The sequence below is a fragment of the Protofrankia coriariae genome, from assembly GCF_001017755.1.
In the GTDB taxonomy this organism is placed as follows: Bacteria; Actinomycetota; Actinomycetes; order Frankiales; family Frankiaceae; genus Protofrankia; species Protofrankia coriariae.
Window position 1 is genome coordinate 25196 of sequence record NZ_JWIO01000016.1, and the last position, 12860, is coordinate 38055.

The following is a 12860-nucleotide window of genomic DNA, read 5'->3' on the forward strand; positions in this document are numbered from 1 at the left end:
GCGGGCCGCCGCTGTCGGCCGACGACCCCGCGTTCGTACCGAGCCTGGAACACCACGTCGACCTGCTGCGCGACGCGATCGCATGGGAGATCACCGATGGGCCGGCGCTGCTGGACCGGCTACGCGCCGTCCTGCCCGGCACGCCCGCCCGGCCGACCGCCGCGCAGTTGGCCGCCGCGGGAGACATCCTGGAGGCGGCCGCGAAACGCGGGGAGGAGCGCCAGCTCACGGCATGGTTCGACAGATGGCGCGAATATCTCGGCGGCGGCGGTGGGCAGCCGGACCCGGGACCGTTGTGGGGGACGCTGCGCGACGTCCTCGACCGGCGTGACCGGCACGACCTCTCTGCCTGGACGGCCACGTGTGACGAGATCGAACGGCTCACCGAGCTGCGGCCGGCGCTGGACCGCCGCGACGCGCTCGCCGGCCGGCTCNNNGCGCTCGCCGGCCGGCTCGCCGCTGTCGCTCCCCTGTGGGCCGCAAAGATCATCGGCAGCGGTGGGGACACGGCCGTGTGCGGCTCGGCGCCGGACCTGCCCGAGCTGTGGCGCTGGCGTCAGGCCCAGACCTGGCTGGACGCCCTGCTCGAACGCGGTGACGCCGCCGTCCTCCAACGGCGGATCATCGAGGCGACGGCCGCTGTCCGCAGGCTCGTCCTCGACGTCGCCGTCCGCTCCGCCCGGCTCGGCATGAAGGCCAACCTGCGCGAGGAGCAGCGTCGCGCGCTGATGGGCTGGCTGCAGGCGCTGGCGAGGATCGGCAGGGGAACCGGCAAGTTCGCCCGCAGGTGGGAGGCGGACGCGCGCGAGCAGATGCCCGCCGCGATGGGCGCCGTCCCCGTCTGGATCATGCCGATCCACCGTGTGCTGCAGAGCTTCGACCCACGCCGGACGGATCTCTTCGACGTCGTCATCGTCGACGAGTCCAGCCAGTGCGACGTGCTGTCCATGGGAGTGCTGGCGCTGGGCCGCAAGGTCGTCGTCGTCGGGGACGACAAGCAGATCAGTCCGGCGGCGGTCGGTGTCGACCGGTCCCGGGTGTTCCAGCTGATCGAGACGCATCTTCCCGACCTCCAGCAGCGTTCCCTCCTGGATGTCGAGGCCAGCCTCTACGACACCGCCACCAGGGTGTTTCCCGACGTGGTGCTGCTACGCGAGCACTTCCGCTGCATGCCGGACATCATCGAGTTCTCGAACCGCTTCTACGCCGGCAGAATCCTCCCCCTGCGGGAGGGCACCGACCTCGGGATCGGCTCGNCACCCCGTCCGCGTGCCCGACGGGGTCCGTACCCGCGGACAGTACGGGGACGTCAACGAGCCCGAGGCGTCCGCCGTGGTCCAGCGGATTCTCGGCTGCCGGGACGACCCGGCGTACGACGGGATGACATTCGGCGTCGTCACACTGCTCGGGAACGCGCAGGGCCGCCTGATCGAACAGAAACTGCTCGCCGTGCTCGGCGGCGACGAATACGAACAACGGCGAATCCGGGTAGGTGACCCGTACAATTTCCAGGGCGACGAGCGGGACGTCATCTTCATTTCCGTCGTCGCCGACGACAACCGGTCGGCCGCGACGAAAAAGGCCGACCAGCAGCGGATCAACGTGGCGGCCAGCCGGGCCCGCAACCAGCTCTGGATCTTCCACAGCGTCGACCCGGGCGCGCTGCACGCCGACGACGTGCGTGGACACCTGCTCACCTACGCATACGCCGTCAACGACCCGCAGGCGCAGGCCGCCACCCTCGAGGAAAAATGCGAGAGCGATTTCGAGAAACGTGTCCTGCGGGATCTGCTGCGCCGAGGCTACCGGGTACGCCCGCAGCACGAGGCCGGCGGCTGCCGCATCGATTTCGTCGTGCAGGGTGAGCACGACCGGCTGGCCGTCGAATGCGACGGTGAGAAGTTCCACGGTCCGCAGCGGTGGGAGGCCGACCTCCGCCGCCAGCGAATGCTCCAGGATCAGGGATGGAAATTCTGGCGGGTCCGCGGCTCGGCCTACTACCGGCACCCGGAAGCTGCGCTCGCCTCCCTGTGGGAACGACTCGACGAACTCGGCATCCGCCCCGCCGTGACCGCCGCGGTACCCGAGCAGCAGTCCGCGTCACCCGTCATGTCCCCCCTGGAGTGATCGCCGGACCCGCGTCGTCACACCACCCGGTCGTCCCACTTTTTCGCGGTGCCGGCGCCGGGGGTGCTGAAGACCTCGCCGGCGGGTCGGGAGCCGAAGTGTCCGTCGAGGATCTCGAAGGAGTCGAGGGTGACCAGGGCCGGATGGCTGACCGCGCAGGCGTGCGCGAGCCGCAGCAGGTCGTGCCGCAGCCCACCGACGTAGTTGGCGACCCGGGCGGCCTTGTCCTGGGGGTCGAGCCCGCGGGTCAGCCAGCGGGACTGGGTGGCCACCCCGGTGGGGCAGCGGCCGGTGTGGCAGCGCTGCGCCTGGATGCAGCCCAGGGCCAGCATCGCCTCCCGGCCGACGTTGACCAGGTCGCAGCCCATGGCCATGGCCAGCAGCGCGGTCTCGGGGAAGCCGAGTTTGGCCGAGCCGACGAAGACGATCCGCTCATCGAGCCCGGCGGCGGCGAAGATACGGTGCACCCGGCTGAAGCCGAGCTTGAACGGGAGCGCGACATGGTCGCTGAAGGCCAGCGGTGCCGCGCCGGTGCCGCCCTCGCCCCCGTCGATGGTGATGAAGTCGACCCCACGGCCGGTGGACACCATCCGGTTGGCAAGGTCCTCCCAGAAGCCCAGCTCGCCCACGGCCGACTTGATCCCGACCGGTAGCCCGGTCGCCGCGGCGATCTCCTCGACGGTGTCGAGCAGGCTGTCCACGTCGCTGAACGCGGAATGGGTGGACGGGCTGACGCAGGTCTGCCCGACCGGCACCCCCCGGATGCGGGCGATCTCGGGCGTGACCTTCGCCGCGGGCAGGACACCGCCGAGGCCGGGTTTCGCCCCCTGGCTGAGTTTGATCTCCACCGCGCGGATCGGATGCCGGTCGACAAGCTCCACCAGGCGTTCGAGACTGAACCGGCCGTCGGGTGTGCGGCAGCCGAAATAGCCCGTGCCGATCTGGAAGACCAGGTCACCGCCGTGTAGGTGGTGTTCGGAGACGCCTCCTTCGCCGGTGTTGTGCAGGCAGCCAGCGATGGCGGCGCCCTTGTTGAGGGAGGCGATCGCCGGCGCGCTCAGCGCGCCGAAGCTCATCCCCGAGATGTTCACCACCGACGCCGGCCGGAACGCGCGGGCCCGGCCGCTCGCCGCGCCGAGCACCTTGCGGCATTCCAGCCGGTCGTCGTCGGGCGCGGGCGCCGGCAGCGGGAAGACCGCCGGTTTGACGATGAGGTAGTTCGCCGACAGCTCCAGGTCGTTGTCGGTGCCGAAGCCGAAGCTGGCGTTGGCCCGTTTGGCCGTGGCGTACACCCAGCGGCGCTGGTCGCGGCTGAACGGCCGCTCCTCGTCGTTGCCGGTCACGATGTACTGGCGCAGCTCCGGGCCGACATCCTCCAGCAGGAAGCGCAGATGCCCGATGACGGGAAAGGTGCGCAGGATCGAGTGCCGGCGCTGCAGGACGTCGTACAGCGCCACCACGCACACCAACAGGAGAATTCCGAACGCCACCCAGCCGACTACTGCCATACCCCTATTGAACCCACAACCGTTGCCTGTTTGGCCCAGCCCGGGGCACTCGCGCGTGGCGGTCACGGCTTCGTCAGCCATACCGGACCGTGCCAGCGCCACATCGGTGGGGGATGCAGTACACACCCGCGAAAGACAGCGCCCGCAACCGGGTGCGGAGTCCGCCCGGCCGACGGCTCCCAGCCCGGCATGTTTCCCAGTCCGACCGGTGTCATCGACCGTTGCCACTGACCGTTGTCCGTCAGGCCGGCCAGCGCGACGCGGCCCTTACCCGGTGCCTTTCCCACCCTTCGGGCCGGTCCGGACGGGCGGCCTGGTCGCCAGGACGGCTTCGAGACGGGAGGAACGCAGCGCCCAGGCGTGCACGTCGGGGTCGATCCAGCCGAGCAGGCGGTGGATGGTCTCCGTGTCCGCGCGGAGGTCGCGGCGGTGGACGGGCTCATGGTGGGCGATCCGGTTGCGTAACGTGTGCAGCCTGTCGACCGCCTGGTAGACATCGCCGCGGCGCTGACGCTTCATGTGCGGGAAGGCGTGCCGCAGGTGCCCGCTCCACAGGGTCGTCTCGTGGCGTTTCGCGAGCGGGAATTTCCAGAAGCCGAAGTTGAGCCCGGCCACCACGCGGTCGGGTGTCTCCGGTTGGCGCATCTCGCGGATCTGCGCTCGTACGGCTCCGATGTCCCTGCGGGCCCTCTCCGACAGGATGCCCACGGGGTCGTCGTACCAGTGGCCGGGCCGGGCGGCGTGGTAGTCGGTGAGCCTGTCGTGGAGCGCGTTGCGCAGGACGACCTCGACGATCCCGAGGGCCTCGTGGAAGGCACCCGAGACGGCGATGTTCCACTCGTACAGCTCGATGCCCGCGGCGAGATCCCTGTCGCGGGCCCGCAGATAGGAGGTGAGGCGTGCGGACGAGAGTGCGTCGGCGACCGGCGGCAGGTGCGCGTCGGTGCTCATGAGTGGCTTCGTGGTAGGATGACTGACGAAGACCCCGGAAGACCTCTGCCACGGCATGCCTCCGGGGTTACTGTTTTCGAAGTCGCTTTTTCCGGGACGACTGTTTCCGAGATTGTCGTTCCCGGAGTCGTTGTTCCCGGGGCCACTGCTTTCGGAGCTGTTGTCCTCCTGCTGTTTCCCGGTTTCGGTACCCCCGGCAGGCCGGCTGGCAGGCTCACGGCAGTGCCCGGGCCGGGAACCTTCTTTTTCATCCTGTTCTCCCCTGTGATTTTTATGCCGGTCACGACGAATTATCCTGAACGACGTGTCAGAGCAGTGATCCGTGCTGGCACGGTGGATTTTTTCTTGTTTTCTGACAGCTTCGTCCGATGGCCATGGTGGAATACGTGCGGCCGCGGCCCGTACCACAACGGCCGGGGATCGAAGAAAGCATGGATCCGGCGGCTGACCGACATACGGATATGAAGCTGCCGGCTGATGACGGTGGAGATCGCCCACGCCTCGGCCTGTTGTCCGGGGGCTGGTGTCTCGGGGGCGTAGCCGGCCTGGTCGACCAGGCCGGCCAACGGCCGCAGGCGGGGCAGGTGGTCCGCCAATTGGACCACCTCACCGGTGGTGAGCAGCGGTGTCGCCGGAATCCCCGCTTCGCGCAGCCGGTCCAGCGTTTCCCACCACGCGCCCAGCACGACACGGCGCGCTGAAGGATCCCGGCGTCGGCGGGCTCTGCGCAATGCTTTCGCGACCGGCACCACCGTGGGTATGAGAAGTACCAGAAGCACGACGGCGATGCTCGTCAGCACCGCGCGAAGAAGGGACGAGGGGCGGGCCGGGGCTGTCGCCGGCTTCTTGGCAAGGTCCGTCCCGCCTGTCGCGGAGGGTGGTGGCGCCGTCGCGCCGGCTTTTTTCAGGGGATCGTCCGCCTGCGGATTCTGCCCACTGAGTGGAGCCGGGTCCTGCCGGCTCCCGATCGGGTTGTCCCGTGGGCTCGGGTCCAGCGTGACCCAGCCGAGCCGGGCGAAACGGACCTCCACCCAGGCGTCGACGTCGCGTCCGGTGGCGACGAAGGAATTTCCGTCGTATTCGGGTCGGAATCCCATCACGACACGGGCGTCGAAGCCGAGCCAGCGGGCCATCGCGGCGTATGCGCTGGCGTATTGTTCGCTTGTTCCGCGACGGTCCTCAAGCAGGCGCTGGATCTGATAATATCCGTGCCCACCCGCCACTTTCTCGGCCTGATCATAACTGAACTTACGTCCACCGGCGAGCTCGCTGTTATTGGTGAACTGCTGGTAGAGCGCCAGGAGCTGTGCCGAACCCCGTGGTTTCCCGGCGATGGTGTTGTCGATGAAGGTGCGGACCAGTTGTGGTGGATCGGGGATGCGCGGCTCGGGCGCCGCCGCCGGTTCGTCCGTCAGAACCTCGTCCGCCCGGGCGTCGAGGATCGTGGATGTCGCGGAGTAGTCGCGCGGTGCTGTCCCCCCGGTGGGGACGGCCAGATCCCCGGTCGTCCCGTCCACCGCCAGCCCGGTGACGCTCATCCGGGTGGGCCGGCCGGCGACGGGCAGCCAGTCGGGATCACCGACGGCCAGATGGATCTGTTGCGTCACGGCGATCCTGCGTGTCGTGTCGGGCTCCGCGCTGTCGGCTCTGTCGCTGAGGGTGGTGCCAGCTCGGCGGAAGTCGCCGTCGACCGTCCAGTACCGGCCGTTGAAACGGGTCAGGGTGGCCATCCGCAGGAGGCTGCCGGGTCGGCTGACCGTGCCGGTGATCCTGAGCGGCCGGCTGTCGTCACGCAGGGCGAGGTACTGCTGCAACGGGCTGACCCCGCTACGGGGCTGGACCGGCGCCTGGACGAACGCCTGTGCCTCCAGCGGTTCCCGCAACCGGGCACCTGGGGCGTGCGGCCCGAGCGTGACGGCCGCCAGGACTGCGAGAACCACCGGCACCACGGCCAGGATGAGCCCGCCCGGCCGTGGCCGGCGGCCGGTGAGCACGAGCACACCGCCGAGCCCCACCAGCACCGGCCCGTACCAGGCCGGCAGCGGTTCGACCGAGGCGCCCAGGGCCAGCGCGGCGAGCAGCGTCACCAGGGGTGGCACGGCGCGGACAAGCGGGCCGGCGTTGTACGCGGCCAGCAGGCAGGCCGCGAGCGTGGTCCAGCCGGTCAGCAGGGCCACCGAGGCGAGCGCGGGGCCGCCGGGATCGGCCGGCAGCGCGGCGGTGAGCAGGTCCCACGGGCCGTGGACGACGCCGGCGCCGGTGCCGGTGGCCAGCGCCGCGGTGAGCGCCACGGCGGCGCTGCCCGCGAGCCCCGCCGTGGCGGCGGACAAGCGCGGCCGCAGCAGCACCGCGAGGGCGGCCAGGAAGGCCACCGTCGTCGAGCTGCCCACCGCGAGCAGGAAGGCGGCAGAACCGGGCACGCCACCGAAAACCGGCCCGAAGCCCCCACCGGCGAGGGTGCCGATGAGCCAGGTCAGCACCATCCCATACGGATTCGGTGATGTCCCGCGACGGGGGGTGCGCAGGCCGTGTCGCTCTGACGCCGAGGATTCCGGGCGGTGCCCCGGATATCCTGGGCGCCCCGGCGCGGTGCCGGCCGTTCGGGCGCCCGCTGGATGCCGGCCCTGGACAGGTGACCGCCGGGTACGCGGGCCGGTGCTCCGGCTGCCCTTCATGCCGTGCCCCCCGTGACCATCCTGTTCCAGGCGGCGGCCGCCTCGACGGCGGTGCGCGCGGTCAACGTCGTCATCCCCAGCTGGCGGCGGATACCGGGCCGGCCGGGCGTGCCGTCGCCAGGCAGCGAGACCACCACCACCGGGCTGAACCGGCGGCGTTGTCGGGCGAGCCGGGCCAGCACCGCAGTGTCCACCGCGCCGGTGACGACGACCAGGGCGCCTCCGGCGGACAGCCGTTCGAGGTCGCCGAACATGCCGACGGCCGCGGTGTCCTCGGTGCGCTGGGCAAGGGAGAGCCGGTCCAGCGTCGATGTCGCCCCGGCGGTCAGGATCTCGTCGAGGCGTTCACCGACGACGCGCAGCACGACAGGTCGGCCGAGACCGGCGACGCTGCCGACGACCGAGGCGGTGATTTCGACGGCCTCTTCGAAGGCCGCCGGGTCATATCTGTCCGCCCGCGTGTCGAGGAGCACGCTGGTGGCCGGCTCGGTCGTGTCGATGTACTCGCGGACGACCAGAGTCCCCAGCCTGGCCGTGGACCGCCAGTGGATGCGACGGGGGTCGTCACCAGGGACGTATTCCCGCAGGGCCGCGAAAGTGATCGTGCCGAGCCGGGCGTTGTCGTCGGTCCGGCCTTCGTGATCGAGTACCGTCCCGGCCGGAAGCGGGCGCAGGGGATGGGTCCGTGGATGCACCCACAGCACGCCGTCGGCGGTCTGCCGCTGGGCCCAGAGGAACAGCCCGAGCGGGTCCCGGCGTTCGACGGTCAGCGGTCCCAGCCGCATCCGCCCGCGGTGTTCGGTCGGTACGGCGTAGGACAGCGCGCGGGTCCGCCCTCGTGGGACGGGCGCCACGGACAGCTCCACGGCGACGTCGCCGACGTGGTCGACGGCGGTGAACGCGGGTGCGGGCCGCCGGGAGGGATTGCGCACCTCGATGCTGCCCTCGACCGGCTCACCCACGCTGACCCGTTCCCGGGGCAGCTTCCTGGACAGCACCACCACTGGCCGGACCAGTACGGCCGTCATCCCCCCGAGGAGCAGCGTGCATGTACCGACGGCGATCGTGGTGAGCAGCGGGTAGCCCAGTGCCACACCCGCCAGATAGGTGAGTACGGCGCCCCCGGCGAGGGCACGGCCGGTACGGGTGACGGAGAACCGTTGCACACCGTTGCGGCGGAAGGCTCCTCGCGCCGATTTCGTCACGGACCACGCGGCGGGGAACCGTATGGCAGGGAGCCGTTTCATGCCGTCGTGGCTGAGAGAGCGGGCACCCGGACGCTGTCCAGGACCTCGGCGAGGACACCGGCTGCCGTGTTGCCGTGCACCTCGGCATGGGCCGACAGCACGAGCCGGTGGGCGAGTACCGCCACCGCGGTGGCCCTGACGTCGTCCGGTGTCACGAAATGGCGCCCCAGGCAGGCGGCGTGCGCCTGGGCCGCGCGGACGAGGGCGAGGCTTCCCCGGGTGCTGATCCCCAGGTGCAGCGCCTCGTGCTCGCGGGTGGCGAAGGCCACCAACGCGATGTAGCGGGCGATCTCCGGGGAGACATGGACCGACGTCGTGATCTCCTGTCGCAGCCAGGAGACCTGTTCGAGACGGACGACCGGGTGCAGCGTCGGCGGCGCCGAGCGGGCTCGCCCGAGCAGGATCTTCTCCTCGACCGCCACGTCGGGGTGGCCGAGCGAGATCCGCATGAGGAAGCGGTCGAGCTGCGCCTCCGGCAGCCGGTAGGTCCCCTCCAGGTCGACGGGGTTCTGGGTGGCCACCACGAGGAACGGCGTGGGCACCGGGTAGGTGGTCCCGTCGACGGTCACCTGCCCCTCCTCCATCACCTCCAGCAGCGCCGACTGCGTCTTGGGGGAGGCCCGGTTGATCTCGTCGGCGATGACGACGTTGGTGAACACCGGGCCCTGGCGGAACCGGAAGGCCGCCGAACGCTCCTCCCAGACGGACACGCCGGTGATGTCGGTGGGCAGCAGGTCGGGGGTGAACTGGATGCGCTGGCAGTCGCCGCCGATGCTCGCGGCGAGCGCCTTGACCAGGGAGGTCTTGCCGGTGCCGGGCACGTCCTCGACGAGCAGGTGCCCGCCGGCGAACAGGCATGCCACCGCCAGGCGGGCCGCCTCTGTCTTGCCGTGCAGCACCTGCTCGATGTTGGCTACGACGGCGTCGGCGGCGGACCGCGCGCCATCGACGCCGGCCGGCGTCGGGGCGGCCGCCGGCTGGTGGGGCATCTGGTAGGGGCTGGTCACAGGTGTGTCCTCACGGTGTGGTGGGCGGGGCGATACAGGCCGGCTGCGGCAGTGGGGTCGGTGGCGGCGCGGTGACGCCGAAAGCGATCACCTGGAAACACGTCCGTCCGCCGGCCGGCACGGTGACGGAGAAGGAGGTCTGGCCCGCGGGTAGCAGTGACGGAACCGTGACCGGCTGATACTCCTGGCCGTCGCTCGAGCGAAGGACGAGATATCCCTCGAGGCCGGGCAGCCCCTCGGCGTCCCGTGCCCAGGTAACGGTGGCGGTACTGTTCTGCCCAGCGCTGATGGAGGTGGCAACGGGGTACTGCTGGGGGCCGGCTGGCGAGACGGTGGATCCGGGCGGGGAAGCGCGATGCTGGAGCAGCGCCACGCCGACGCCGACAGCCAGGCCGAGCAGGACCAGCGTCCCCGTGGCGGCCAGCGGCCCCCTGCCACGCCGCCGCGGCGCGGATTCTTCCGGACGCACCGGCAGCCGGCGGCTGCTCTCCCGCGTCTCCAGTTCGCCGCCACCAGCGCCTGCGCTGACGCCGGGACCGAGGAGGTCATCGGCATCGGACCTGTACCCGCTGTGCTCGTCCCCGGACGGGCGGCCGCTCGTCACCGGGACGACGGGCGCGATCAGCTCCGGCGCGTCGGTGAACTCGGCCCACCGGCGTGCCACCTCCACGGCGGTGGGCCGTGCGGCCGGACGATCGTCCAGACATGCCGCGAGCAGTTCCCAGATCTGTCCGTCGACCCCGTCCGGGTGAGGGAGCGGCCGTTGACGGGATCGGCGCCGGCCTGGAGCGCCCGGGGGCCCGCTGTCCGGTCGCCGGCCGATGAGCAGTTCGCAGGCGGTGACGCCGAGCGCGTAGATGTCCGCGGGCGTGCCCATCTCCTGGCCGGCGGGCGCCTCAGGGGCGATGTAGCCCGCGGTGCCCAGCGATGTGGTGTGCACCAGTCCGGCGATGTCACGGGCGATCCCGAAGTCGGCGAGCAGGGCCGCGGGCCGGCCTGCCCGCTCGGTGACGAGGATGTTCTCCGGTTTGATGTCGCGGTGCACCACCCCGGCGGCGTGCACCGCGCTGAGCGCGCTCGCGGTCTGGGCCATCAGACGGGCCACATCGCCCGCGGGGAGACGCGGCCCGTCAACCAGTCGCCGCAGGTTCCCCCCGGGGACGAAGTCCATCACGATGGCCCGTACCTCGCCCTCCGCCACCAGGTCGTGTACCCGGAGCAGATGATCATGCTGTAGGCGGGTCAGCGTCTCGTGCTCGCGCAGGAACCGTGCGGCGGTGCGGGACCGGTCGCCCGGGACGACCCGGAGCAGCTTCGCCGCCACGCGGCTGCCGTCGTCCACCCGACGGGCGGCCCACACGGTGCCGGCTGCGCCGCTGCCGATCTCCTCCTCCAGCAGGTAGCGACTGCCCAGCTGGCGGACGCCGGTACGGACGGGAACGGGTGCGGCTGGTGGCACCAGCGTGTCGTTGCCGGCGTCGGGCCGGGCCGCGTCCGCGAGCGCGTCGGCAAGGTCGTCCAGAGTGGCAGGGCGCCGTGCCGGGTCGGCGGCCATGGCATCCCGTAGAGCGGCGTGTAACCGGATCGGGATGCGTGGAGCGTGACCACCGGCGGGTGCCTGCCCGGCGGCCGCGTCCGCCAGGGCGGACCAGCCGGCCAGCAGGGACGCGTACGCATACACCCGCGCCCTGGCGGTCCAGACCGCCGGCGTGCGACCGGCTCGGATGATCTCAGGTGGTTCGTGGCCGAGCCACGGGCCCGACGCGGTGCGCAGACCGGCGAGGGTGGGGGGCAGCGGCGTGGCGAGGACGAATCCGCCGGTGGCCGTGATCCCGAGTTCCGGGGGTGCTCCGACGAAGCCCGCGGTGGTCAGCGCGCGCAGTCCGTCCGCGATCGTCCGGGCGGCTCGGGCGATCCGCTCGGCGTCGAGCCGGGCGGCCACGGCCGGCTCCGTGACCGGCCGCGCGTCCATCTGCCCCAACAGCAGGTACGGCCGGCCCTCCGCGTCCACGCCATGATCGATCAGCGGCTGGACGACGGTTTCGTCGACATCGGCGAGGATGGCCTCCAGTTCCGCGCACTCCACCCGGATCCGCCGCAGCCGCGCGGGGTCGAGCGTGGCCGTGACCAGCAGCAGTTCGACCCGCTGACCGTCGCGTTCACATACCGCGGGAATGCTGAGCAGCGGCCCGCCGGCAGGTACCGACGCGAGCAGCCGAAGGCCGGGAACTCCTGGCAGTGTCATGACCCGCGAATCCACTCCAACACGGTAAATATTCAAATGACGAACATCCGGCAATGGCGTGTGCGTATGTACACGCCGCCGGGCCCGCCGTATTCAGGCACGAAGGTCTCCCGCCCGGCTGGCCGTCTCCTGGTCCGTGGGACCGATCCGTGGAATTCTGTCGGCCGGGAAAGGCCGCCGATCCGGGTGCCCCCGGAGCCTAGCGAGCCGGCCGGCACGGCGGAACCGGAAGGTCTCCCCATACGACCTGCCGGATACACCTGACCGGACATGGCGGACCTGGAACCCGGCCCGAACCCGGCCCGCGGTGGCGGGAACGACGGCCAGGCCGGCGGCCGACAGCCTGGCCAGGCCCGGTCAGGTGGAATCCGGCCCAGGTTCCTGGCCGATGAGACGCAGATCCGCCGGGGTGATCAGGCCGGTGGTGAGCACGTACTCGGCGAGCGCCGACAGCGCGTTCCAGCCCTGAAGATTCGGTACGCCGTCGTCGGTTAGCCGGGTTCGCAGATATTCGATCCGCTTTATCAACGTGGTGCGGTTCCAGCCCAGTCGGGCGGCCGCCGCGGCGTACGACCGAGGGGCCGGATCGTAGCGGTCCCCGTCCTGGAGATAGCCCGCGAAGAGCGCGACCAGAGCGAGCCGGTCGGCGTCCTTGATCGTCACCTTCAGGCCGGCGGAGGTGGGTATCCCGGTGGGCGCCTTGGGCTGTCGGCCAGCGGCTGGCGGACCGTACATGATCAGTTCATGGCTGCGGGCCGCGCCGTCGACAATCACCCGGAGGCGTCCCTCGACCGGATCCCGCTTGCCAGGCCCGACCACCCTGCGTAGCCCGAACGGGTCGACGGTCGCGAAGTGCCGCGTCGCGCTGGGATTCGACAGCATCCACACCTCGCCGATCCATTCCACCAACCCGGCCAGTCTGGAGATCGCCTTGTCCTCGGGATCGAGACAGACGGTGCATCCGTCGTCCCGGCCGAATGTGAAGGTCTCACCGGGCACTGTCCGATGCTCCAGGCCATCTGTGACGACACGTAGGTCCACCCCGTCCACCTCGCGCTGCCTCCGCACCCGAACGTCGTTGGGGAAGCCTCCCCGTTTCC

Annotated in this window: 8 protein-coding genes; 1 reads left to right on the forward strand and 7 read right to left on the reverse strand. The window is 70.9% G+C overall.

The features are described 5' to 3' along the window. Positions 1-1092: 1092 nt before the first annotated feature. On the forward strand, positions 1093-2127 hold the full coding sequence (locus tag FrCorBMG51_RS25135; protein ID WP_086055401.1) for an AAA domain-containing protein: 1035 nt from the start codon (positions 1093-1095) through the stop codon (positions 2125-2127). Positions 2128-2144: 17 nt separating this feature from the next. On the opposite strand, the gene FrCorBMG51_RS11870 is transcribed toward FrCorBMG51_RS25135, so the two are convergent. From FrCorBMG51_RS11870 to FrCorBMG51_RS11900, 7 genes are all read right to left on the reverse strand, one after another. Then, positions 2145-3635: an FMN-binding glutamate synthase family protein gene (locus tag FrCorBMG51_RS11870; RefSeq protein WP_047223144.1), complete on the reverse strand. Its 1491-nt coding sequence runs from the start codon at positions 3633-3635 to the stop codon at positions 2145-2147. Positions 3636-3902: 267 nt separating this feature from the next. Then, positions 3903-4586 (reverse strand): hypothetical protein, encoded by a 684-nt coding sequence (locus tag FrCorBMG51_RS11875; RefSeq protein WP_047223145.1) that lies wholly within the window; start codon positions 4584-4586, stop codon positions 3903-3905. A 290-nt stretch (positions 4587-4876) separates the two neighbouring features. Next, positions 4877-7069 carry a transglutaminase TgpA family protein gene (locus tag FrCorBMG51_RS11880; RefSeq protein ID WP_047223146.1) on the reverse strand — a complete coding sequence of 731 codons (2193 nt, stop codon included), beginning with the start codon at positions 7067-7069 and terminating at the stop codon, positions 4877-4879. 188 nt (positions 7070-7257) lie between these two features. Beyond that, a complete protein-coding gene (locus FrCorBMG51_RS11885) occupies positions 7258-8466 on the reverse strand; it encodes a DUF58 domain-containing protein (RefSeq protein WP_200902416.1) in 1209 nt (402 codons plus the stop codon). A 38-nt stretch (positions 8467-8504) separates the two neighbouring features. Beyond that, complete coding sequence (locus tag FrCorBMG51_RS11890) at positions 8505-9497, reverse strand: AAA family ATPase (RefSeq protein ID WP_047223184.1); 993 nt, start codon at positions 9495-9497, stop codon at positions 8505-8507. 28 nt (positions 9498-9525) lie between these two features. Beyond that, positions 9526-11760, reverse strand: a complete 2235-nt coding sequence (locus FrCorBMG51_RS25140) for a serine/threonine-protein kinase (protein WP_157180478.1) — start codon at positions 11758-11760, stop codon at positions 9526-9528. 357 nt (positions 11761-12117) lie between these two features. Beyond that, a complete protein-coding gene (locus FrCorBMG51_RS11900) occupies positions 12118-12828 on the reverse strand; it encodes an FHA domain-containing protein (protein ID WP_047223147.1) in 711 nt (236 codons plus the stop codon). Positions 12829-12860 lie beyond the last annotated feature (32 nt).